Raw genomic sequence first — 24945 nt, forward strand, 5'->3', positions numbered from 1 at the left:
GAGACGAGCACGCGCATGATTTTTACTGAACTTACATTTGCAATACTGAAGTATGGTTTATTAGCTTTACTTTGGATTTTTGTGTGGTGTGCTATTCGGTCTTTGCATAAGGATATTGAAATTTTTAGTCCTCGTAAAAAGAAGTTGATGGACAAAAATAAGCGTTCTAATTACGCTTCCGAGTCTAATAATAAGGTTCGTAACAATATTTCGCAAAATGATGAGCAGCATAACAAGTCACCTCATAATAATGGTCCTACACTTTTAGTTATTATTGACGGGCCTTTAGCAGGATCTTCATTCCCATTAAATGCGTCTGGAGTTACATTAGGAAGATCTGCATCTAATACTGTTGTATTAAATGACGAATTTGTTTCATCTCATCATGCTCGTGTTTATTTCAACAATAGTGTTCAATCATGGGTTCTTGAAGATTTGGGAAGTACTAATGGAACTATGATTGGTCATGCTCGTGTAACAGAGCCAGTTGTACTAAAGCCTAGGACTTCTGTGCGTATTGGCGCGACCATGTTTGAATTGAGGTGATACATATGGCTCATTCTGATTCAAATATGACCAATAATAATATAGATGATTCTGATTATAAAAATATCGAAGATTCATTTAAAAATAAATCTGATGAAATAAAAGAAGCTAAATCAGAAAATTATAATAATTCTTTTTCTATAGATAAGACTTTATTCATGTATGCTACAGCTGTAAGTGATGTTGGTACAGTTCGTAGTAATAATCAAGATTCTGCATTTGCTGGTGAACATCTTGCTGCAATTTGCGATGGTATGGGTGGTCATGCTGGTGGAGATACTGCTTCTACTATTGCTATTAGATCTTTAGCTCATATAGAACAAGATTCTCGCCCAAATGATGTTAAAAAAGTTTCTGATATGTTGGAAACTTCTATTATGGCAGCTCACGATGCAATAGTGGGTAAAGCTAAGCGAGAACGTAAATTAGCAGGAATGGGTACAACTGTTACTGCATTATCTCTTGTAAGTAGTTATTGGGTTTTAGCTCATTTGGGGGATTCTAGAGCATACTTATTGAGAGATAATCATCTTATGAGAATAACTTCAGATCATAGTTATGTTCAACATTTGATTGATATGGGTCACATAACTCCTGAAGAAGCTCGAAATCATCCTCAAAGAAATGTTGTTATGAGAGTATTGGGTGATTTTGATATTGATCCTCGTCCAGATATTTCAATACGTGTTGCGCATCCTTCTGATCGTTGGCTTTTATGCTCAGATGGTTTATGTGGAGTTTTAGAGGATTCTACTATTCAAGAGGTTATGAGCACTATTTCTAACCAGGAAGAATGTGCCCAAAAACTTGTTTCTATGGCACTTCGTGCAGGTAGTACTGATAATGTTACTGCTGTTATTGCGGATGCTACTTTGGCTTTAGATGCTGATGCTTTTGATTTACCTCATCAAACTCCTCTTATTGGTGGAGCTGCTAGTTTAGATTTGGAATCTATTGCAGATATTGTTAATAAAGCTGTTGCTTCTACTCCCGCATTGCGTGATGATAATTCGCCTGCTAAAAGAGCTGCAGCTTTAGCTCAAAATAGCGATCAATCTTCTGATAATTCTAATATTGAGCAGGCAACTCGTTTAGTTCAGCCATCGCATATTCGTGAAGATTCTAGTGATTTGTATACTCCAGATACTAATGAAATACCTGTTGTTGCTAAGAAAAATGGGAAAATTTCCACAGATCCTCGAGATCCTGATGTTGCGCGTGCTGTAAAGCGTGAACAGGACGAAGCGCATAAAGCAAATCATTTACGTCGACGTTGGACTAGAATAGGAGTCGCTTTAGCGTCACTATTTGTTGTAATTATTGTATGTGCATGTGGATATGGAGTTTATGCTTGGACTCAAATGCAATATTACGTTGGTAGCAACAATAATCGTGTTGCTATTTATCAAGGTGTACCAACGAATATATTCGGTTTAGCTTTATCTCATGAAGTTGAATCAACTGACATAATTGTAAGTAATCTTGATAAATCTTGGCAAGAGCAACTCAAAGCTGGTATTACTGTTAGTAGTCTTTCTGAAGCTAGAGGTCATGCTGCTTTAATTCGTCGTGAAATGCACGCTAGAGAAATAGAAAAATTGCGTGATAGCGGTAAAAATACTAAATCTAATAATTCTGAAGATTCAGATAAGAAAGATAATTCAGATAGTAATAGTGGCAGTAAGTCTTCTTCCAATAATCAAGAGTCACAAAAATCTGATGGCGATTCAGATAAAGATAATAATCATAAAAGTGACAGTACTAGTCAGGAGGATCACAACTCATGACTTTTACTCGTATTAGACAAGTAGCGTTATTAGTATTTTCAATGTTGATCGCAAGCATTATATTCATTCAAATGTTCTTGCGAATAGATGGCTATATAACAACTCAATTCGCTTCAATGCTTTTATTAGTTGCGATTCTTTACTTGATTCTATGGGGAGTTTTATTAGTTAAAAAGCCATTTGCAAGTCAAGTTATATTACCTTGCATGTTGATTTTGACTGCTATTGGTACAGCGATGATAGCTCGTATTGATAAGCAACTTGGTACGCATGTGGCGCTTAAACAACTAATATGGGTTTGTGTTGCATTAGTTCTTTCGATTTTATTAGTGATTTTTATTGATGATTATCGTATTTTAAGAAGATTCTCGTATGTAAGCATGGTTATAGGTATTGTGCTTCTTTTATCTCCTATGATTCCTGGTTTTGGAAAAGAAATCGGTGGAGCGAGAATTTGGGTTGGTTTTGGTCAACATACTCTTCAACCTAGTGAATTTGCGAAATTATTCTTATCGTTCTTCTTTGCAGCGTATCTTTTTAATCACAGAGATCGTCTTGCTGTTGGTGGTATGAAGATTTTTAAAGTTCATCTTCCTAGATTGAAAGATACAGGACCTATAGCTATAGTTTGGGCAATTTCTATGGGCGTGTTAGTTATTCAACACGATTTAGGAACTTCCTTAATGTTCTTTGCTATGTTCGTATCGATGTTGTATGTGTCAACAGGAAGAAAAAGTTGGCTTGCAATTGGCGTAATAGCATTTATGATAGGATGTTTTGCTGCTGTAAAACTATTTGCGCATGTTCAATATAGAGTTGATGCGTGGTTACATCCATTTGATTCGCAAATTTACAATAGGTTCCCTGGAGGTTCTGCTCAAATTGTAAGTGGTCTTTTTGGACTTGCATCTGGTGGAACAATGGGTACAGGTTTAGGTAAAGGACATCCTTCTCTTACTCCTTTAGCTAATTCAGATTTTATTTATGCTTCTGTTGGAGAAGAATTAGGACTTACTGGATTACTAGCTATATTGATGCTTTATTTGATAATTATTACTTCTGGCATTATTACAGCTATGAAAATTAAAGATGGATTTGGAAAATTATTAGCGTCTGGCTTAGTTTTTACAATGGCTTTCCAAGTTTTCACTGTTGTTGGAGGTATTACATTAGTTATTCCATTAACTGGTTTAACAATGCCTTATATGGCTGCTGGAGGATCTTCGCTAGTAGCTAATTATATTCTTGTTGCAATTCTTGTTGTGATTTCTAACGCTGCTAATAAGCCTGAAGCTGCTGTGATGTCTGATACGTTCCAATATGAAGCTTTAGCTGCGTTAAGAGAGCGCGAATTACAAGAGCGTGCTGATGCTGCTCAAAATAGAGAACAAGAAAACGAAGATTATGATGATTTAGATAGCGATGAGAGTTCATCTTATTCGGATTCTGATTCTTCGGATTCGGATTCTGGTTCTTCGGATTTGTATGAAAATAGGCAATTAGATGATGACTTATGGCCTGAATTAGTAGTTCCATCTCTTAATATAAACAATCACTCTGCAAATAGGGGTGATAGTGATGAATAAATGCTTAAAGCAACTTTTTGCTACAGTAGTGATTTTGTTTGTTATTCTTGGAATATCAAGTATGACAATCACTTCTATAAGAGCGAACGCGTTAAATTCAGATCCTCGTAATAGGCGTGCTTTATATAACGAATTTGGAGCGCCTAGAGGTTCAATATTGGCATCTGATGGAACTATTTTGGCTAAATCAGAGCCTTCTAAAGATGCTTTTGCGTATCAAAGATATTATACTCAAGGAACACTTTACGCTCCTATAACTGGATATTTTTCTATCAGTCAACGTGCAGATAGAGGTATTGAAGCTTCACGCAATGAGCTATTGAGTGGTGATTCTCATGCTTTGTTCTGGCAAAAATTTAAGTCGTTATTTACTGGTGTAGCAAATAAAGGTGCTTCGATAGAAACTTCAATAGATCCTAAACTACAAAAACTAGCTTACGAATTACTTAAAGATAAAGATGGAGCTTTGGTTGCGATAGAGCCTAAAACTGGCAAGATTAGAGCAATGGTAAGCACTCCAAGTTATGATCCGAGTAATTTAGCTCTTCATAATATAGGTTCAGTTAATAGTTCTTATAATAAGTTGACTTCAGATGTTAATAATCCAATGCTTAATCGAGCAATATCTGAATTATATGCTCCTGGTTCAATATTCAAAACTGTTGTTGCAGCAGCTGCATTAGAGTCTGGAAAATATCAGCCAGACAGTATTATTCCTGCTGGCTCAAGTTATATTCTTCCTGGAACTAAAACCTCGTTAATGAATGTTGTATATCAAGCAAATGGAAATGATGGGAAAATTTCTTTAGAAGATGCTTTAGCTTATTCATCTAATACTGCTTTTGCTCAGCTTGGAGTTAGTTTAGGTGCTGATGCTATAACGCAACAAGCTAAAAAATTTGGATTCTTCAGCTCTATTACAGTTGATGGTTCAGATTCTACTGGTTTCCCTATGCGCGCAGTAACATCTAGGATACCAATTAAGCCAACGCCTGATAAGTTAGCTATTGAGTCAATTGGACAAGGAGATGTAGTAGTTACACCTTTGCAAGCTGCAATGGTTGCGTCTGCAATTGCGAATAAAGGTGTGTTAATGAAACCTACGTTAGTGGATTGTGTAAGGTCTAGTGATTTATCGGTTCTTTCTCAAACAAAGCCAACTGTTATGAGTGAAGTTATGAGTGCTGATAATGCTGTAAAATTAACAAATATGATGCAGTCTGTTGTAACTAAGGGTAATCCTCACTTATCTTTGCCAAATATTCCTGTGGCGTCAAAAACAGGTACTGCTCAAATTGGTGTTCATAAAGAATCATTAAATGGTTGGGTTATTGGATTTGCTCCGGCTCAAGACCCTAAAATAGCTATAGCAGTTGTTATTCATAATTCTCACTCATTTGGAACTGTAACAGCAGGACCAATTATGCAAAAGGTGATGAAGGAGGCGCTTACGAAATGAAACTTATAGAAGGACAATTAGTTCATCATAGGTATCGCCTTGATCATCGCTTAGCACAAGGTGGCATGGGAGAAGTTTGGAAAGGCTTTGATATACAACTTGGTCGTGTTGTTGCTATTAAAGCTTTAAGAACAGATACTTCTAATGTTGAAGCTAAATTAAGACGTTTACGCGCTGAAGCTCATAACTCTGCTAATCTTGCGCATCCTAATATTGCTGCTCTATTTGATTATTATGAGCATGATGGAATTGGATTCCTTATTATGGAATACGTTCCAAGTAAATCTCTTGCTGATTTGTATCGTAAAGAAAAAGTTGTTGAGCCAACTAGATTGTTGCCAATTCTTATTCAGACTGCTAGAGGACTTTTTATAGCTCATTCGCATGGAGTTATTCATAGAGATGTTAAACCTGCAAATATTATGGTTTCTAAAACTGGTAGTGTGAAAATCACTGATTTTGGTGTTTCTTATTCTAATGATCAAGAACAAATAACCCAAGACGGAATGGTTGTTGGTACTGCACAATATATTTCCCCTGAACAAGCACAAGGTGAACAAGCTACTGCTCAGTCAGACATTTATTCTCTTGGAGTTGTAGCTTACGAAGGATTGTGTGGCCATAGGCCTTTTACTGGAGCTACTCCAGTTGATATTGCAGCTGCACATGTAAATGATCCTGTACCGCCTTTACCTGAAACTATTGATTTGCAATTAAGACAATTTGTAATGTCAATGCTTTCAAAAGATCCTAAAGATCGTCCTCAAGACGCTCTTATAGTTGCAAAAGTTCTTTCTAAAATTGAACGAAGATTGTTAGATCAACAGACGTCTTTTGAAGATAAAACGTCGGTGCTTAATTCGCAGAATTCAAGACCGCCCCGTCGAATAAAAAGTTTACCTCAAACAAAAATAAATATAATCGATATTTTTGATACCAATAATCGCAAGGAGCAGCAATGAGTAGTACAATGCCAACTTCATTGGCGAATGGCCGATATCAATTAGGAGAACTCATTGGTCGCGGCGGTATGGCTGAAGTTAGAATAGCGCAAGATAGTAGGCTGGGTAGAACTGTTGCTGTAAAGATAATGCGTTCTGATTTAGCTACAGATGAGATTTTCTTATCTAGATTTAGAAGAGAAGCACATTCTATTGCTCAAATGAACAATCCAAATATTGTGAATATTTATGATTCTGGAGAAGAGTCAGTTGTAACCGATAATGGCGTTGAAGAATGTTTGCCATATTTAGTAATGGAATATGTAAAAGGAAAAACACTTCGAGATATTCTTAAAATGAATGGAGCGTTGAGCCAACGTGATTCTGAGCAAATCATGTTGGGCGTTCTAAATGCTTTAGAATATTCTCATAGAATGGGAATTATTCATAGGGATATTAAGCCTGGAAATATAATGATTTCCGAACAAGGGATTGTTAAAGTCATGGACTTTGGCATTGCTCGTGTTCTAGATGATTCTGCAACTACTATGACGCAATCTCAAGGTGTTGTTGGTACTGCACAATATTTATCTCCTGAACAAGCTCGCGGAGAGCAAGTTGATATGCGATCTGACTTGTATTCAGCAGGATGCGTGTTATATGAGATGCTCACTGGAAGGCCGCCTTTTATAGGCGATTCTGCTGTTGCAATCGCTTACCAGCATGTTTCTGAAGTTGCAACACCTGTTAGTACCTTAGTGCCAGGTTTACCTGTTATGTGGGATAAAATTTGCGCTAAGGCAATGGCTAAAGATCGTCAAAATCGTTATGCTACTGCTGCAGAATTTAAGAATGATATTCTTGCTTTCATGAATGGTGGTGTGCCCGCTGCAGCAGCATTTAATCCGCTAACAGATCTCGCGAATATAAAATCTCGTAAGCAAGCGGAAATGTCTGCTACTCAAACCATGAGTGCAATAGACACAGCATCAACTCAGAGTTTTAATCCTATAGAACAATATGGAGAGGATTCAAATAATACAGGAACATTTACTACTAGAGCAGCTCAGCGTGCAGCCGTTCAAGCTAAGCATAGAAAGAAGGTAGTGCTTGGCTCTATAATCGGCGTGTTTGTAGCTCTTGCAGTTATACTCGGTTTGGTAATTGTGCTCATACAGGGGCGTAATACTGGAGAAGTTACTGTTCCTACTTTTAGAGAATCTACTACTCAAGATGCTGCTAGAGAAAAACTTCGTGCGCTTGGCTTGATAGCAGATATTCGTGAAGATACTAAGTCTATTCAGCCTGAAGGAACTCTTACAAAGCAATCTCCTAAAGGAGGGGAGCGTGTTGCTGTTGGCTCGAAGGTAATTCTTTGGTTCTCTGTTGGTCCGCAATCTACTAAGATTCCTGATGTAACTAATGAAAGTCAAGAAGATGCTCGTAAAGCATTGACTAAAGCAGGATTTAAGGTATCTAGTGTTTGTGTGGAAGATAGTTCTGATGTTAAGAAGAATCATGTAACTCGAACTGATCCAGTTGGAGGATCGTTTGCAGATAAAGGTTCTTCTATAACACTTTATATTTCTTCTGGAATGACTAAAGTTCCTGACAATATGGTTGGTCATCCTAAAGATAGTGTTATTAGCCAATTGCAGAGTCTTGGTTTTAGCACAGACACTACAACTGAGGAATCAGATTCTGTTCCTGAAGGTTCAGTAATACGTTTAGATCCTTCTTCTGGTAGCGTTGTAGAGCCGCATAGTTCTATTAAGTTGTATGTTTCTTCAGGAAGTTCAAAAGTTGAAGTTCCTCATATTGCGTTTGGAACAACTACAGTTAAACAGGCAAAGATGATTCTTGGATCTAGAGGATTTAAGGTTATTTTAAGTGCCGGTGCGACTGATGATGACATTGTTACTGAAATGTCTGTAGCTGAAGGAACTAAGCTAGAAAAGGGTTCTCAGATTACTCTTACTACTACTCCGTCTGCTTCAACTACGCCTACTGATCCGAACGGAAATCATTCCGGATCTCAAACGCCTTCTGGCAATGGAAATTAGATTGTGCGAATTTGAGTAAAACTTAAAGGAGATATTTACGCAAGAATAAATTATGTTTTTAGAGTTAAAGAAACCTCAAAAAGTAGTTCAAACTAATCCTCAGACGCTTAAATTTATTGAGGATAATTTGAGCTTGCCTTCTGATGTGGCTGCTCTGAAAGCATCGAAAAATTCTAAAGTAGATACTGTTTTTGCTGTTAATCAAATCGCAGGGCGGAAAATCGCATCAGAAAAGCTGCCGCTATGGGCGTCTTTAGAAAATGTGATATATCCAGTTCATCTTTCTTTAGAGCAATGTTCGTCACAATTTACTGCAGAATATAAGAAATCTTTAACTAGAGAATTACTTAAATCAATACCAGAAAATCATTCAACGTTTGTGGATTTAACTGGAGGATTTGGAGTAGATTTCACTATACTTTCTCAGTTGTTTGATGAATCTATTTATATTGAACAACAGAGTGAATTAGCTAGTATTGCTCAACATAATATTAGTGTTATGTGCAAAAATATTGTGCATTGCTTTAATGAAGATAGTGTTATTGCTCTTAATGCGATTCATAAAGCAACTATGATTTATATAGACCCTGCAAGACGTGATTCGCATGGTTCTCGAACTTATGCTATTGAGGATTGTACGCCAAATGTATTGTTACTAAAACATAAATTACTTGATGTATCTGATTTTGTTATAGTTAAACTTTCTCCAATGTTAGATTGGCGTAAGACTATATCTGATTTTGAAGGTAACGTTTCGCAAGTTCATATTGTTTCTTGCAATAATGAATGTAAAGAATTACTTGTTGTTTTAGATAATAATATACATACTAATATTCGTGTTCATTGTGTGAATGATGATCAGCACACTATTTTTTGCGCGAAATATGATTTAAAGTCTGCTCGCATAGAAGTTTTCTTAGACGATTCAATTGATGCGAGTGAATCTGATTGTGAATCTGCTAGTGAATCTGAAACTAGCGAGTTCGGTCTTTCTGCTGTTGAATCGTCAATTCCAACTTGTGTGGGAAAATCAAAAAACTTTTTAAAAGAATACGCAAATTACGTTTATGAGCCAAATGCATCTATTATGAAATCTGGATGTTTTGAACTTTTAACGCATATGTATTCAGTTAATCAAATAGCACAAAATAGTCATGTTTTTGTTTCTAAAAATCCTGTAAAACAATTTCCTGGGAAAATGTTAGCTGTTACAAATATTTGTACTATGAATAAACTTGATTTAAAGCAAGCTTTAAATGGAATAACTCATGCGAGTATTGTAGTACGTAATTTCCCTATGTCTGTAGACTCTTTGCGTAAGAAATTACGAATTAAAGATGGTATGCAAATGCGTATTATTGCAACAACTGATTCGCAAAATAATCATATTTTAATTTTTGCAAAACCAGAAAAATAAGAAATAAGAAATAAATAACAAAGAAATCAATAACAAATAACAAAGAAATAAGAAATATTTCTAAATATAAAAATATAGCGTTGAAGCAATCTCATAAATTTATAAGAGAAATACTTCAACGCTAAAACTATCTATGAAATAACATAAATAGTTATTTAAGTATCAGTGCTTATTTAAGTATCAGTGCCAATGCATCATCATGAAGAATCCTGCAAGTGCAATAACTCCAGCAATAAGCAGGTTCCAAGCGCCAATACCAGGAATTGGATAAGATGCAGTCAAGTAAAAAATAACTGCCCACAATAATCCAATTATCATTAAGCTGCAGAAAAGAGGCACAAACCAGCCTGCGTTAGCTTTAGTACCTTTAATGCTCTCTTCAACGCGGCGCGTATTTTCAGCTTGGCGCTGCATCATACGTTGCATCTGTGGAGTCAAAGTAGATTTATCTGCAGTAGTATTTAATACTGCTTCTACCTTATCCATAGGGACGCCATAAAAATCGTCATGAGATTCCTCATCACTATTATCGCTTGCTACGGCAGCGTCGTTAGCTGCAGTCGTGTTTAACGTATCTAATTTTTCGTCAGCCATAACTGTAACTCTCCAATCAATAGGCTACACGCTATAATAATAGTTACACTCGAACGCAGAAAGAAACAAGTCATTATGTCAAAGCAAACAGGAAAACATATAGCAAAAAAACACTTGCTAAGCAGCGTTGCTATTGCTCTTGCATTAACGGGTTTCTTATTCGTCACAAATCAACGAGTGAATCGCACAGCCTTTGTAACTTCAGATACTAGTCAAATGGTTGAGCGAAATTCTCAACGAGCGAAAGAACTTAGAGAAGAAGTTAAAAAATTAGATTCGAAGGTCACTCTTTTAAATAAGACGTTAGATAATAATAATGAAAATAATCCTTCTAATTCAAATATAAGCAGCACTGTATTGCCTGAAATACAAGGTCCTGGTATTACTGTTACTCTTAATGATTCGCCTTTATGGAAATCAACAGTGAATGGATCTGGAAGTTCTCCAAATATAAATGATTACGTAATACACCAACAAGATATTGAAGCAGTTGTGAATGCTTTATGGCGTGGTGGTGCTGAAGCAATGACAATTCAAGGACAGCGAGTTTTATTTAATTCCGCTGTTATTTGCATTGGAAATGTTCTAATGTTGCAGGGTCATCAGTACTCACCACCATATAAAATATCTGCTATTGGTTCTACTGAAGATATGTTAGAAGCGTTGGATAATTCTCCGGCAATTCTTACATATAAGGACTACGTAAATGCTTTTGGATTAGGGTGGAAAGTAGAAAAAAAGGAGAATTTGCATTTCTCTGAATCTTCTGCTTTGCTGCAACCGCTTAGGTATGCACGAGTTCCACGCGGAACGAATATGGATACTTTTGGTTCACAGCATCATTCTCATAGCAATAAAGGGGTGGCATGAAGCACTATCGCACTGATGAAGAAAATCCTCAGGCTAAAGTTCAGAAAAGCACAGGATTTTTCTGGCAAGCCATAAACGTATTAGGAGAACTTCTAATTGCTTTTGCTGTAATTTGCATACTTTATATTGTTTGGCAATTATGGTGGACTGGAGTGCAAGCTGAACACGCTCAAGTTGCTGTGCGTACATCAGTTTCTTGGACTAACCCTAATAAAGGGAATAATACGAAAATTGCAATGCGCCAATCTGGTGAGCCTCCTGTAGAAGGAAAAGTCAAAGTAGGCGAATTGCTTGCTCGCGCGTATGTTCCTAGATTTGGAAATCAGTGGGAACGAAATATTATTGAAGGATCAACTGTTCAGATTCTTAATAGATTGGGCTTAGGCCATTATGAGGGCACTCAATTGCCTGGTCAAATTGGCAATTTTGCTGTTGCTGGTCACCGTGAGGGTTACGGACAAGCATTGATTGATGTCGATAAACTTGTTCCAGGAGATCCAATAATAATACGTACAAAAAATTATTGGTTTGTGTATAGGTATACTACTCATAAAATTGTAACTCCTGATCACACTGAGGTTATTGCTCCGAATCCTGAAAATCCAGATAAAGAGCCAGTCAAGCGTATGATTACTCTCACAACGTGTGAGCCAAAGTATGCAACACCGATTTACCGTTGGATTAGTTATGGAGAATTTGATTATTGGGCTAAGGTTTCTGACGGTATACCTAAAGAGCTTTCAACAGTTGATGAAAGTGGCCATGTCCGTTTTATAAACAATGAGCAGCAATCTCTTATTTCTCATCTCGATTCATTGGTTAATCCAATGATTGTTGTTTCTGTGTTATATGTGATTGTTTTTATAGCAGGCGCTGCTGCTTGGCGTTGGCCTTTGCGCAAAAAGATTCGTGAAGGAGTTGTTAAAAAGCCTGATGCTAGTATTTTTGGAGGCATAGCTAGGCTTCAGCCTGGAATCTTATTTATTCGTTTAGTGCTTCAAGTTCTGCTCTATTTGCTTATTATAATGATTTTGATGCAATGGATATTCCCGTGGCTTTCAGCAAATATACCATTCTTGCAGAGAATGTCTAATTACACTCCAATTTAAAAAATTTAATGTATTTAACGCATTGGCTATGATTAAAGTTACATAGTCAATGCGTATTTGTTTAATTATTGTTTTTTTAGAAGAGAGAAAAGATGAATTTCTGTGATAATTGCGGATCTAAGCTAGAAGAAAATAGTAAATTCTGTGATAATTGCGGCGTTGCAATTGAAGATAGTGTTAATGAAAATTTAGATTCACAAAATAATTCTGATAATGTACAAAATAATTCTGATAATTCAAAAAAGCGTAAACCATTTGGAATATGGAAATTTATTGTTATAGGAATTGTTGTAGTAGCACTTATAGTTTGCGCAGTTGCGTATGTAGTTTTCCAAAAATCTGTGATTCCTGCCCTAAAAGCTGATAGCGCGAAAGAAATGGCGGATAAGTTATCGTCATATGGTCTTCCTGTAAAGGTAGTTAAAAAAGTTTCTCCTCTTAAAAAAGGCGATCTTGTTGAAGTAAAAGGAGTAAAAGAGGGCGAAAAAGTAGATCGTTCGCGCAAAGTTACAGTAGTTGAATCTCTTGGACCTGGTGTGCCTGAAGGCGTTAATAAAATGTCTTTAAATAAAGCTTTAAAAGTCTTAAAGAGTATGAAAGTTCCTGTAAAAGTTCATAAAGCTATTGCTACAAAACCAGGTAAAATCGTTGGATCTTATCCAATGCCGGGAAACCCAATTATCGAGCATTCAGAACGTGTTATAAACGTGTTGGTTGGCTCAGAGGGTAGGGGAGTTCCAGCAGATTTATATGGAATGGATTCTAATAAAGCAAAAGATATATTGAGTAAATATGGATTTAAGAATATATCTTTAGTTCCAAAATTATCTTCTCGTAAAAATATTGGTAAGATTATAGGCTCAAATCCTTCTCTTGGCTCACAAACTAATAGTGACACTGTTACGCTTTATTTTGGCGCAGGTGTTGATAAGAAAATGTTTATACGTGAGGACAAAGATTTTGACGGCAGCACAGTATATTTGGCTGAGAATCCTGATCCTTTTGATGGTTTGTGGTGTACCAATTCAGGTGATTGTCTTGATTTTGTTTCAAAAATTAAGTATCCGGGAACTAATTTTAAAATGGTTGAATTGCATGGTTCTCATGAACGAGATTATTTGAATTTACGTAAAGCAGATAATGTTGCTAGTTTTGAAGGTCTTGGCCTAAATAATGAATTGAATATGTGTGTTACAAATCAGACGTTTATGGGCTGTGATTTGAATCCTGCTCTTGGAGAAAAGAGTTGGATGAAGAATCATCTCATATTCGGAGATACTGGAGCTGTAGAGCTTTATCGAGGCGGATTTGAAGAATTCTGTGGTAATTCTATGTTTGATTCAATTACTGGCTATTCTTGCGTTGGTGGAAAGATTGACAAAAATTACGAGAACGAGGAAGAAAATAAAAAGAATCCAGAATATAACCATAAAATGAGTTTTAGAATGGCTGATTTTTATGTGATTTTTCCTGTTGGAGCGGATTTGAAGAAATTGGAAGCTGACGGTTATTTCCAAGGTGTTGGCAAACATGAGCCGGATATGAATAGACCGTTTATTCTACGAAGAGATCCTAAGTTATATAAGAAAACTCAAATAAATATTCCTCCGAAGGATGTATATAGTATGCCTAATCCATTTATTCCAACTAGAGAAAGTAAGCCTGTGAAGTTTGCTCCAGCTCCAGATGACGACAATGCTTACTATTTGGTTGAAAAGCCTTTTGATATGAGCAAATTGCCTATAGAAAATTAGTAGTTTAAAATTCACTGAAAAGCGCGCTGCGTTTGTCATATGCTCATCTTTATGTGAGTTAAGTGGTTCTCGTGGCGCGCTTTTTATATTTTAGGTTTATTGTGCTTTTGGGAAATGGCTCAAATGCCTCTAAATAACTCGAAATAACCCGCTTTGGGCTGTAACGCTGCTTTTATTTTTGTTGTTTCTTGGCTATTTTTGGATATTTTTATTATTTTGGGGGATATTTTTAACTGTAGCTGAGCGTATTCTAGAGCGCTATAAAAAGTAATCCACCAATTCGTTAAAATGTGGATAACTTTTTATCCACATGCGCACAGCGCTAAAAAGTGCTAGTTATCAACGTTTGTGCATAACTTTGTGGATAACTTTTGGGCATTTTGTGGATTTATACCCAACTTATGCCCAAGTTATCCACATTTTTGTGCACATCTGTGGAAAACTACATGCGTGTAATTTGTTTGATATCGAATTAAAAAACAAATAAGCACAACATAGATATTGCCAACAGAATAATTAGCAATGCTGAAGAATAAATAGTGAATCGTTTATTAAAAGAACAATTTTTCAAAATAGGATTATGTGTTACTAAAAGCATTGATAAAACAATTCCAACAACAAGTCCTCCAAGATGTGCTTGCCATGCAATGCGAGGAATAATAATAGGTAAAGCTAAAGTAATAGCAATCCAAATAAGCGTTCCTTTAATATTCTGACCTAACTTCCATTGTGCAACTAGAAGTGCTCCTATAAGCCCCATAATCGCCCCTGAAGCGCCGTAAGCTGCCATATTCCAGTCGTTGGTAATGGAACAATATAAAATCGTTGCTGCGCTGCCGCCTAATCCGCATAAAGCGTATAAGAAAAAGAACTTTAATCTACCAAAAAATCTCTCAAGCTCCAAGCCTAGAGAATATAAGCAAAGCATATTGAAAAATATGTGTTCTATAGAAATGGAATGAACGAACATAGAAGTGAACCAAGTCCAGCTCGTTTTGAAAGCGAGTGAAGGCACGAAAGCAGTGTTTTCTATAAATAATTGATAAGAATCTTTCGAAAAAACGTATAAAATAATTTCAATTGCCCACACTAAGACACATGCGTAAATAAGCATGTATGTTGTACTTTTGCTATCAGCTTTTAATTTTTTTAATAAATTTTTAACAGAGAAATTGCCCATAAAATAAACATTAACTAGTTGACTGCACAAATGTAAAAAAATATTGAAAAATTTATACTAGTGTCACGGAAAGTTACTATTATTAGACATAAGCGAAAAATCGTGGTAGAAATCGTTGACTTGGACGAGCAGGTCAGCATAAACCGGAAGGAGTCATCATGGAGAACAAATCCTCTGGCGGTTGGAAGTTCTTTGCACTGCTCTTCGGAGCACTGCTCGCAGGTGTTGCCGCATATTATGTTTATAAGCGTCATAATCCTGATTATGATCCTTGGGAAGAGCCATGGGAGAATAGCTCTTCGCCAATTGATTTAGGTACTTCACCTAAGAAAGTAGCTTCAGAAACAACAAGTGAAGAAGCTGCTACTGAAGAGTAAATTCAATATCGTATGAAATATAAGATAACGGTAGATGTCAGTGGATGTCTACCGTTATTTGTTTGTGCATAATAAAAACTTAAATATTTCGACACTTAAAACTTATAAACTTATAAACTTATATAAAACATATAACGTTTCAAAATTCACAAAAGGGCAGCAGAATATTAAATTCCACTGCCCTTAAGTTATCTAGTAGTTTTCTAGTAGCTCAATAAATCTGAGTTACAGCGCTATATGCACTTACTCAGCTGTTGGAAGAGCTCCAGTATGCCAGATGCGATCGAGGTAATCTTCGATAGAGCGGTCAGAAGAGAAGTAACCAGAGTTGGCTACGTTCAACACAGCCATACGAGCCCACTTCATTGGATCGCGGTAAGTTTCCTCAATCTGAGCCTGAATATCCATGTAAGAGCTGAAGTCAGCCATTGCCATGAAGTAATCGTGTGTAAGCCAATCATTGACGAGTGGCTCATACACGCTCTTGTCGCCATTGGAGAAGGTGCCGTCAGCAACCATGTCAACAGCAGTCTTCAAGCGAGGATCAGACTCGTAGTACTTGCGGGATCCGCCGTGATCGTAGCCTTCAGCGTAGAGCTTATCAACTTCTTCAACGGTCATGCCGAAGAGGAAGAAGTTCTCAGCGCCAACGCGCTCGCGAATCTCAACGTTTGCACCATCGAGAGTACCAACAGTCAAAGCGCCATTCAAAGCGAACTTCATGTTACCGGTGCCGCTTGCTTCCTTACCAGCTTGAGAAATCTGCTCATCCAAATCGGTGGCAGGAATCAAGTTCATAGCCAACTCGATGTTGTAGTTTGGTGGGAAGAATACAGCAAGCTTGCCCTTGCATGCTGGATCATTGTTCACAACGCGAGCAACATTATTGATGAGCTGAATTGTGAGCTTTGCCATAGCATAGCCTGGAGCAGACTTAGCGCCGAAGAACACGGTGCGTGGAAGCATCTTATCGACATCGATTGTGCCGTTCTTAATTCCAGCATACATGGAGATAACCTGAAGGATCTTCATGGACTGACGCTTGTATTCGTGCAAACGCTTGATGATGGTGTTGAACATTGTGTCTGGGTTGATTTCGAAGCCATACTTTTGCTTTGCAAAATCAACGAAGGCAAGCTTGTTCTGCTTCTTTACCTCAGCAAACTTCTTAACGAATGCCTTGTCGTCAGCCAATGGCTTCAAACCTTCAAGAAGTTCCAAATCGCCTTGCCATGCGTCAGTACCCAAGCCCTCAGTAATAAGAGCAGACATACGTGGGTTGCTCAAGCGCACGAAACGACGAGGGGTTACGCCGTTAGTGACGTTCTTGAACTTATCTGGATAAACGCTAGAGAAGTCCTTCAAAGTGACGTCCTTCAAAAGCTCAGAGTGAAGTTCAGCAACGCCGTTGACGTAAGAGCCACCATAGGTTGCTAAGTAAGCCATGCGAACTACAGCACCTTCGCCATTTTCGTCAGCGTCTGTAGCGATACGCATGCGCTCAACCTGATCTTCAGCAACACCCTTACCGCGAAGCTCGTTGCGGAATTGCTCGCTAATGCCCTGAATAATCTCAAGGTGGCGTGGCAAAAGTTCGCCAATAAGCTTGGCTGGCCATACTTCCAAAGCTTCTGGAAGCAAAGTGTGGCAAGTGTAGTTGAAGGTCTTTGTGGTAATACCCCAAGCGGTGTTCCAATCGTAGTCGTACTCGTCCATAAGAACGCGCATAAGCTCTGGAATACCAATAACTGGGTGAGTATCGTTAAGCTGGAAGTTAATCTTGCTTGGGAAGGTTGTGAGATCCGGCTTATCTTGACCTGGATAGAATACGCGGATTGCATCGTGAATAGAAGCAGCTACGAAGAAGTATTGCTGCTCAAGACGCAAAGCTTTACCTTCTGGAGTTGAATCTTCTGGATAAAGAATCTTAGAAATATTTTCTGCTGCAACTTGTGGCTTAACAGCGTCTAAATAATCAGACTTGTTAAATGTGAGCAAATCAAATTCATCGTAAGACTTAGCAGTCCACAAGCGAAGAGTGTTCACGCGACCAGAATTGTATCCTGGAACCATGTAATCAACTGGAACTGCGCGAACAGACCAAGCTGGCTTCCACACGCGCTTGCCGTTTTCTTCTACAACTTCACCACCGAAGTTGACTCGCTGGTCACGACCATAATCAATGTGACCCCATGGCTCTTCATTGTTCAGCCAATAATCAGGTGTTTCTACCTGCTTGCCTTCTTCATCAAAGCGCTGCTTGAAGATGCCGTAACGATATTGGATGCCGTAGCCGAATGCTGGAACGCCAATAGAGGCGAGTGAATCGATGAAGCAGGCTGCGAGACGACCCAAACCGCCGTTACCTAAGCCTGGCTCATACTCAGCATCGATAACAGCCTTTGGATCGAATCCAAGCTTTGTAACAGCTTTGTTGAACTGATCTGTAAGGCCAGCGTTAAGTAAAGCGTTTTCAAGTTGCTTACCCATCAAGAACTCAGCGCTTAAATAGCCTACAGCCTTGGTGTTGCCATTAACCATGTCATGCTGTGTCTGCATCCAAGAGTCCATCAAATGGCGACGAACTGCTACCGATGCGGCAACATACACATCTGCCGTAGTTGCCTGCTCTGGCGTAACACCCTGAGTGTACTTGAGATGCTCTTGAATTTCTTTGGCAAATGCCGTCGCAGTAGTCTTGGCTTTCGGCGCGACGTGTTTAGTCATATTTGACTCCTTGTGCCGTTTGTTTATTTACTAAAGTGTGTGCTCGGTTTTGATAGCCGCCGCATCTGAGTGTGCTCTCTTTGAATGAGTACAAAATCAAAGGAATACGGTAATGCACACGTTTTCATTGTCAGATGATAGCACAACCCCAAACCCTTACTAAGAATAATTCACAATAAAACTAGCTAAAACTTAATTTTCAGTGAGATAATTCAAATATGACTGTTATACGTGAAAAAGATATAAGTCGTGGCAAAAAATCCTTTAAATTATGGGAAGATAAAGCAAAGTCTTATATGCAAACTTCTTCAAATTTGCAATCTATTAACAGCAATGCGATTGGAATTTCTAAAAACGATGAAGCGATGGCAGTTAGGTACTCTTTATATGTTCTTGAAAATAACGTGCCGGGAGGATCTGTAGAAGTTAGAGTAGCTCCGTGGGGAGCTGTGAAAATTCTGAAAGGTCCTATCTCAGATCCGCATAATTTAACTCCTCCAGATGTTATTGAACTTAATCCGGATGTGTGGTTGCGTTTAGCTTGTGGCATAACTTTTTGGGAAGATGAAAAAGAGTTTGGGAATATAAGTGCAGTTGGAGAGCGAGATAATCTAAGCGACTTTTTACCTTTAGATACTGGCATATAGGTTTTGGACTATATCTCAAGTTTTTGTGTGCTATATCCCAAGTTTTTCGTGTGATATATCCAAAAAGTAATTAGGTTTATGTCTTTTGTAATTAGCTTTATGTCTTTAGCAGTAAGTGTAAATATTAAATATTTAGTAAGTGTAAATATCTGTAAAGCTGTCACTATCTAGTAAGCTGTCAATATTTAGTAAGCGTAAATATTTAATGAGGGCAAGTATATTGGGAATTAACCCTGTTTACATACTTACCCTCAAAATTTAATTGCATAAGCTATTTGCAATATTTGCAAATTTGCAATATTAGCGACTTATTATTTTAATCTACTTATATTTGCTATGCTACTTATCTTCACTGTGCTTGTGCATGAAATCAGGCACAGGCATAGGAATATGGTGGTGAATAGGAGAGTGTGCGTTTGAAGACGATGAAGTCTTCTCATTGCTCATCGCTTTCGCTGCTGATTCTGCAGCCCACTTAGCATACTCATCTAAATCATCATCTGTTTCATCTTGATTGGAAGATGAAGTATCTTCATTTAGATACTCGCTATTGCCTTCATAGCTTTCAGTAGATTCTTGTGGATCGACAGATTCTTGTTCGAGCTCATGAGCATTAAGTTCTTTAGCGAGCTCGTCATAATCCGTATCGGTCGTCAGGTATTTGAGCTTACGGGCAATTTTCTGTTGCTTTGCCTTCTGTCGTCCGCGGCCCATCTGACCCCCTCTAAAAATTCTGTAACAATCAATTCATCACACAAGAGCGTACCACTGTGCCACAACTGAATATATTGTCTGAGCAAACTTTTACGATAAAAGCCATATTTTAAGCGTAAAATCTGCATGTGCAAGGAGTCGTATATGTCGCAAGAAGCACAAGTAACTGCTGTAGGTAATGAGATGAGTGCAAGCTTTGTGGCTGCTAGAAAACGCTCGGATGCAACATTAGAAAAATTGGAAGCTAATCCTTCTTCATTTACAATGCTGACCGGCGATCGTCCTACAGGTAGATTGCATTTAGGACATTATTTCGGTTCTATTCGTGAGCGTGTTGCGATGCAAGAGCGTGGCGTTAATACGAATATTATTATTGCAGATTATCAAGTGATTACAGATCGCGATACAACAGAACACATTAAAGATAATGTATTAAATCTTGTTCTCGATTATATGGCTGCTGGGATTGATCCTGAAAAAACTATGATTTTCACACATTCCGCTGTTAGCGCAGAAAATCAGCTTATGTTGCCATTTTTGTCTTTGGTTACAGAAGCAGAATTGCACAGGAATCCTACTGTAAAGTCTGAAATGGAGTCCTCTGGTCACGCTTTAACTGGATTATTGCTAACTTACCCTGTGCATCAAGCATGTGATATTTTATTCTGCAAAGCTAATGTAGTTCCAATAGGCAAGGATAATTTGCCTCATATTGAAATTACGCGAACAATCGCTCGTCGTTTTAATGAGAGGTATGCAAAAAAGAATCCAGTATTTCCAGAGCCTGCAGCAATTCTTTCAGATGCTCCAGAAATACCAGGATTGGATGGTCGTAAGATGAGTAAGTCTTATGGGAATTCGATTATGCTGGGAGCGACTGCAGAAGAAACTGCTAAGTTGATTAAGAAGAGTCCTACGGATTCTGAAAGAATGATTACTTTTGATCCAGTTTCTCGTCCGCAAGTTTCGGCACTTCTAACTACTGCTGGATTAGTTACAGGTAGGAATCCTAAAGATATTGCAGAAGAGATTGGTAATTCTGGTGCTGGAGCATTAAAAGCTTACGTGATTGAAAATGTAAATAATTTCTTAGCACCTCATCGCGAACGCCGTAGTGAATTGGCGAAAGATATGGATACTATTCGCGATATTTTGCACGATGGTAATAAGAGAGCTAATGCAATTGCAGAGGAAACTCTTGATCAAGTTCGCGAAGCAATGGGAATGAAGTACTAAAATAGCGCAAAATTTTTTCTAACTTATTTTCGTAGCGTACTTCTGTTTCTGCAGCATTAAAGCGTTAAATTCTTCTCAGTTTTGTAGTGATTTGAGCGATAATAGTAAATAATTTATAAAGTGAGAGAACAATGAAAGAACAATGAACAAGTAGAGAGCAAGGAGAGAATATGGTACGTCAAGTGAGAATTGTAAATGCTAATAATTCGCAAGTGCAAAGTTCTGCAAATCGATTTTCTTTTCAGGTTCCTCAAGAAAAAGATAGTCAATTTAAGGATGCTGGAACTGAGCTAAAAACTTCTACTTGGGAACTTGAAAATAGGCATGCAATTCGTTCTAAGCAGATTCTTGAAGCTGTTCGCAAACTTGATACTACAACTAATGAAGCTTATAAGCAGCAACTTATTGAATATATTGATGAATTATATAAGCAACGTTTTGGCGGTCAACTTGTTGCATTATTTGCAAAATGTTATATCGGTTATCCTTATGTAGATCACTATGTTTCGTTAGATGGAAACATTGTTGAACACTATAAGAATAGTGATACAGTTCCGACGCTATTTCAACCTGCTAGAAGCTTAGCGTCTTCTCCTCAATACGCTTATATAGAGATTTATTCCGATGGAGAAGTAGTTCCTGTTGCTGAAGATGGGACTGAAAGATAAATAAGTTTTTCATAAAATATTTAATTTATTATTTAATAATAATTTATTAGTTAATAATCACTGAATTGATATAATTTATGAGATTGCTGCTTTTTGTGCAGGCTAATATTGCCTTTTGAGAGAAGGAGATGAATATGGAGGAAGTTGTAGATCCTCGCGCGCTAGAACGCTATTTAGATAACATAGCTGGTTCTATCAATGAAGTCGGTTATAGGGTTGACTCAGTAAGTGATGCTGTAGTTCAAGTAGGTCAAGATCTTGATGAAACTCGCTCAGATTTGAAAAATCTTAGCAAGGCATTCTATGAATATGTTGAATCTGCTAAGCGTGCTGTCAATGCTCAGCGTGCTGAAACAAAGTTGGGTAATCTTAAAAGCGAACTCGATCGCCAATATGGTCATTACGATAAAGTTCGTCGTACTTCTGTAGGTGTATTGCAAGCCTTTGATGTTGCAAATGTAAGTGATTCTGTAGTTTCTCACGTTTCAGAAGAATTGATGATTCAAAGTCCAAGATATTGGCTTGCTCCTGCACTTGTTGCTATAGCTGCTTGGAGTCGTGACGATAAAGATATAGTTAATAAATCTATAGACGAAGCATTTAAGAGAAATGCATCGAAAACATCTTTGTTCTTTGCTTTAATATTGCGCCGAATGGGAAGAAATGATTCTGCTTTACGCTGGTTGAAGCATTATTTGCAAAGTTGTGATTCTAAAGCTCTTACTCGTGAATTTGCAATAATTCTTGAAGCTGCTGCACAAGGAGCATTTGGCAAGAATGGTGCAAATATGCTTTCTGAGCAAATTAAAAAATGGAATGATGATTTGCGCCTTAATGACGATATTGTGCAATCTCAGGTTCAAGAATGGGTGGAAGAACTTGGAAATAATAGCTCGATGCTTGCTCCTGAAGAGTATAGCGAATTGCGGGATTGCTGCCCAGATTTTGGCAGATTGAAGTATATGCTTGAATCTGCTACGGCGCTTGGAAATACGAGAGATAAGTATCAAGCTGTAAAAGATAATATGGATACTACTCTTCAAGCATCTGCTGATATGCTTGATGATTTGCTTGAGCAACTAGTTACAGAGTATGACGATGAAGAATTGCCATTAAGACGTGAAGTAGCGTATAACGAAGCTATTGTTGAAACTGATGGCGATATGGATAAGGCTGAAAAGAAAGCGGATCAATATAAAAGAGCGTTGGAAGAAACAGTTGATGCTGTTACTTTGCAAACTCGAACTGCTATATCTCCTGATTTAATGGGTGTTTCTGTGCAAACACAGAAGGTTTCAGTTGGCTCAAGTCAGCAAGATTTCTTAGCTGCTTTAAATGAATATACTAGAAATTATCGCTCTCAAACTTTGAATTCAGCTCGAATTGTTTTAGATCAAAGCCATTCTAAACTAGCTGAAGTACACCATTTCTATGGTTATGAAGGTTATACTAGCGATAATGAAACAGTTGCTTTTAATCAACTTCACGATGCTTGGGATAAAACTTTTGAAGATTATATAAAAACACTTAAGTTTGATAACAGTATGCTGATTAAACCGATTGTTTTTTCTGTTATTGCTGTCGTAATTCTTTTCTTAATTCATGCTACTATGTTTGCTTTTGTCGTTGCTGTTTGCGCAATCGCCGGTATAGCAATATGGGCTAGTAACAAACAGAAAAAATCCGAGGAAGCAATTGCGAAAGCTTTACAAGATAAAGAGAAAGCTTTTGAAGTTTCAAGGCTTCATCTTGCTGCTGCTCGCGCTGCATTTGCTGATATTCAATTTGAATATCAAGAACTTAATGAAGATGAAGAGAGTTTAAGAAATCTAATTGAAACTTGGCCTACTGCAATGCCTAAATTAGATGAATCTCAAGAGGAAGAGAAATAACGATGGACAACAATAATAGCAAAGATTACCAGTATAATCTGGGATCTGAAACGCAAAATGCGAAATCTTCTGACAATAATCAAGAGTCTGCAGAAAATAATTCTCAGAATGTAGCAGGAAACGATAATTATTATTCTCATTATTCTCAATCGACATATGGTGTCCAATCATCTTATGTGTCTAATGCTAATGATGTGTCTAACGCATCTAGTGCATATGATGTGTCTAATGCGTCTAATGCTAATGGCAATGGGAATGCATATCCTACAGGAATGAATGCGAATAGTAACGTCTTTTCGAGCGTTCCTACACAGAGCGATGATGCTAATAATTCGTACGCATATGGATCATATTCTCAGTATGGTTCTGCCAATCAGTATGGGAATTCTCAGTACGGGAATTCTAATCAGTATGGTCAGCAGAGTAATCAGTATGGTTTTGGTAATCAGTATGGTTTTGGTAATCAGTATGGATCTGTTAATCAGTACGGTCAGCAGAATAATCAATACGGTTCTTCTCAACAGCCATATGGTACACAATATGATAATTCGCAATCTAGTTATTCGCAGTATAATAACTCTTCTTCAACGTATGAATCTAATGCATATGGATCTAATTATTCGCAATCTAATTATGCGTCAAATGATTCTTCTTCAACATATGGTTCATATTCAAATTATGGTGCGCTCGCTTCAAATTATGGTCAAAGTGATTCAAACTATGATTCAACAGTGCAAACTGATTCTAATAGTGTTGATACTAGCGTAGCTACTTCTGAAGAAGATGCTAAAACAAGTAATGCAGATGATTTCTCGCGCATTGATACTCAATCTCAAAGTGAATCTTCATCTCAAAATAATTTTGATAGTCAGTCATCTGAAGAGCAGTCTTATTCCAATATTGAAACTCCTGCAGTGGGTAATTCTGCAATGAGTGATTCTTCTGCTTACGCTTCTGCTGATGATGCAACGAATAATCCTGTTTCTGATTCGGTTGCTGATTCTTCTTTGAATCCTTCTGTTGACACTTCAGCGCAATCTAATTATGCGATGGCTAATAATTCTTATGATAATTCTCAATATAGCTATCAAAATAATGTAACTATGAATGCTGTTCCTGGCGCATTTGGAGAACCTAATGCTATGCCTGGTGTAAATAATATGGTTCAGCGCCCAAGTTCTCGTAGGCGTCCGCGATTTGTTCCTAGACCCAAAAATGACGATAATGCATCTTTTGTAGAGCGTAGGAATCTTCTAACTTCAGTTGCAACTAGCGCAAAGCATCAGATTACGCGCGAACGTAAAATTGCTGGTAATTTACCTGATTGGGATCCATTGCCACCTGGAGAAATCTTAATCAACAGATGAGCGTGAGGTGA

Annotated in this window: 20 protein-coding genes; 16 read left to right on the forward strand and 4 right to left on the reverse strand. The window is 37.6% G+C overall.

Going from position 1 to position 24945, the window contains the following annotated elements:
• The first annotated feature begins 15 nt into the window (after window positions 1–15).
• The 7 genes from HMPREF3230_RS03745 (at window position 16) to HMPREF3230_RS03775 (ending at window position 9799) form a co-directional block, all read left to right on the forward strand.
• Entirely contained in the window at window positions 16–546 is a 531-nt protein-coding gene (locus tag HMPREF3230_RS03745) for an FHA domain-containing protein FhaB/FipA (RefSeq protein WP_075523619.1), read from the forward strand.
• A 158-nt stretch (window positions 547–704) separates the two neighbouring features.
• Window positions 705–2333: a PP2C family protein-serine/threonine phosphatase gene (locus HMPREF3230_RS03750; RefSeq protein ID WP_075523682.1), complete on the forward strand. Its 1629-nt coding sequence runs from the start codon at window positions 705–707 to the stop codon at window positions 2331–2333.
• Window positions 2330–3919, forward strand: a complete 1590-nt coding sequence (locus tag HMPREF3230_RS03755; protein WP_082266274.1) for an FtsW/RodA/SpoVE family cell cycle protein — start codon at window positions 2330–2332, stop codon at window positions 3917–3919. The genes HMPREF3230_RS03750 and HMPREF3230_RS03755 overlap by 4 nt, the downstream gene beginning before the upstream one ends.
• Window positions 3912–5378 carry a peptidoglycan D,D-transpeptidase FtsI family protein gene (locus tag HMPREF3230_RS03760; RefSeq protein WP_075523620.1) on the forward strand — a complete coding sequence of 489 codons (1467 nt, stop codon included), beginning with the start codon at window positions 3912–3914 and terminating at the stop codon, window positions 5376–5378. The genes HMPREF3230_RS03755 and HMPREF3230_RS03760 overlap by 8 nt, the downstream gene beginning before the upstream one ends.
• Window positions 5375–6340 (forward strand): serine/threonine-protein kinase, encoded by a 966-nt coding sequence (locus HMPREF3230_RS03765; protein WP_075523621.1) that lies wholly within the window; start codon window positions 5375–5377, stop codon window positions 6338–6340. Before HMPREF3230_RS03760 ends, HMPREF3230_RS03765 begins: the two co-directional genes overlap by 4 nt.
• Window positions 6337–8382 carry a Stk1 family PASTA domain-containing Ser/Thr kinase gene (gene pknB, locus HMPREF3230_RS03770; protein WP_075523622.1) on the forward strand — a complete coding sequence of 682 codons (2046 nt, stop codon included), beginning with the start codon at window positions 6337–6339 and terminating at the stop codon, window positions 8380–8382. The genes HMPREF3230_RS03765 and pknB overlap by 4 nt, the downstream gene beginning before the upstream one ends.
• Before the next feature lie 52 nt (window positions 8383–8434).
• Window positions 8435–9799: a THUMP-like domain-containing protein gene (locus HMPREF3230_RS03775; RefSeq protein ID WP_075523623.1), complete on the forward strand. Its 1365-nt coding sequence runs from the start codon at window positions 8435–8437 to the stop codon at window positions 9797–9799.
• A gap of 180 nt (window positions 9800–9979) precedes the next feature.
• Here HMPREF3230_RS03775 and crgA read toward each other — a convergent pair whose 3' ends face one another.
• Complete coding sequence (crgA, locus tag HMPREF3230_RS03780) at window positions 9980–10393, reverse strand: cell division protein CrgA (protein ID WP_075523624.1); 414 nt, start codon at window positions 10391–10393, stop codon at window positions 9980–9982.
• Between the two features lie 75 nt (window positions 10394–10468).
• Between crgA and HMPREF3230_RS03785 the strand changes: the two genes are divergently transcribed.
• From HMPREF3230_RS03785 to HMPREF3230_RS03795, 3 genes are all read left to right on the forward strand, one after another.
• Entirely contained in the window at window positions 10469–11263 is a 795-nt protein-coding gene (locus HMPREF3230_RS03785; RefSeq protein ID WP_075523625.1) for a DUF881 domain-containing protein, read from the forward strand.
• Complete coding sequence (locus HMPREF3230_RS03790) at window positions 11260–12372, forward strand: class E sortase (RefSeq protein ID WP_075523626.1); 1113 nt, start codon at window positions 11260–11262, stop codon at window positions 12370–12372. The genes HMPREF3230_RS03785 and HMPREF3230_RS03790 overlap by 4 nt, the downstream gene beginning before the upstream one ends.
• A gap of 92 nt (window positions 12373–12464) precedes the next feature.
• Window positions 12465–14126: a PASTA domain-containing protein gene (locus HMPREF3230_RS03795; protein WP_075523627.1), complete on the forward strand. Its 1662-nt coding sequence runs from the start codon at window positions 12465–12467 to the stop codon at window positions 14124–14126.
• A 472-nt stretch (window positions 14127–14598) separates the two neighbouring features.
• Here the strand turns inward: HMPREF3230_RS03795 and HMPREF3230_RS03800 are convergent, their stop codons facing one another.
• The gene (locus HMPREF3230_RS03800) at window positions 14599–15306 is read right to left on the reverse strand and encodes a rhomboid family intramembrane serine protease (RefSeq protein WP_075523628.1); all 708 of its coding nucleotides are present in this window, start codon (window positions 15304–15306) and stop codon (window positions 14599–14601) included.
• Between the two features lie 158 nt (window positions 15307–15464).
• Between HMPREF3230_RS03800 and HMPREF3230_RS03805 the strand changes: the two genes are divergently transcribed.
• The gene (locus HMPREF3230_RS03805; protein ID WP_075523629.1) at window positions 15465–15683 is read left to right on the forward strand and encodes a hypothetical protein; all 219 of its coding nucleotides are present in this window, start codon (window positions 15465–15467) and stop codon (window positions 15681–15683) included.
• Between the two features lie 243 nt (window positions 15684–15926).
• Here the strand turns inward: HMPREF3230_RS03805 and HMPREF3230_RS03810 are convergent, their stop codons facing one another.
• Window positions 15927–18410, reverse strand: coding sequence for a glycogen/starch/alpha-glucan phosphorylase (locus HMPREF3230_RS03810; RefSeq protein ID WP_075523630.1), 2484 nt, complete (start codon window positions 18408–18410; stop codon window positions 15927–15929).
• Window positions 18411–18628: 218 nt separating this feature from the next.
• Between HMPREF3230_RS03810 and HMPREF3230_RS03815 the strand changes: the two genes are divergently transcribed.
• Window positions 18629–19057, forward strand: coding sequence for a sterol carrier family protein (locus HMPREF3230_RS03815; protein ID WP_075523631.1), 429 nt, complete (start codon window positions 18629–18631; stop codon window positions 19055–19057).
• A 339-nt stretch (window positions 19058–19396) separates the two neighbouring features.
• Here HMPREF3230_RS03815 and HMPREF3230_RS03820 read toward each other — a convergent pair whose 3' ends face one another.
• Window positions 19397–19771 (reverse strand): DUF3073 domain-containing protein, encoded by a 375-nt coding sequence (locus HMPREF3230_RS03820; RefSeq protein ID WP_075523632.1) that lies wholly within the window; start codon window positions 19769–19771, stop codon window positions 19397–19399.
• A gap of 144 nt (window positions 19772–19915) precedes the next feature.
• Here HMPREF3230_RS03820 and trpS point away from each other — a divergent pair, with 144 nt between their 5' ends.
• The 4 genes from trpS (at window position 19916) to HMPREF3230_RS03840 (ending at window position 24934) form a co-directional block, all read left to right on the forward strand.
• Window positions 19916–21007, forward strand: coding sequence for a tryptophan--tRNA ligase (gene trpS, locus HMPREF3230_RS03825; protein WP_075523633.1), 1092 nt, complete (start codon window positions 19916–19918; stop codon window positions 21005–21007).
• Between the two features lie 170 nt (window positions 21008–21177).
• Window positions 21178–21675, forward strand: a complete 498-nt coding sequence (locus tag HMPREF3230_RS03830) for a hypothetical protein (protein WP_075523634.1) — start codon at window positions 21178–21180, stop codon at window positions 21673–21675.
• Window positions 21676–21809: 134 nt separating this feature from the next.
• On the forward strand, window positions 21810–23567 hold the full coding sequence (locus tag HMPREF3230_RS03835) for a hypothetical protein (protein WP_075523635.1): 1758 nt from the start codon (window positions 21810–21812) through the stop codon (window positions 23565–23567).
• A 2-nt stretch (window positions 23568–23569) separates the two neighbouring features.
• Entirely contained in the window at window positions 23570–24934 is a 1365-nt protein-coding gene (locus tag HMPREF3230_RS03840) for a hypothetical protein (RefSeq protein ID WP_075523636.1), read from the forward strand.
• Window positions 24935–24945 lie beyond the last annotated feature (11 nt).

The organism is Gardnerella vaginalis, from assembly GCF_001563665.1.
GTDB lineage: Bacteria > Actinomycetota > Actinomycetes > Actinomycetales > Bifidobacteriaceae > Bifidobacterium > Bifidobacterium vaginale_A.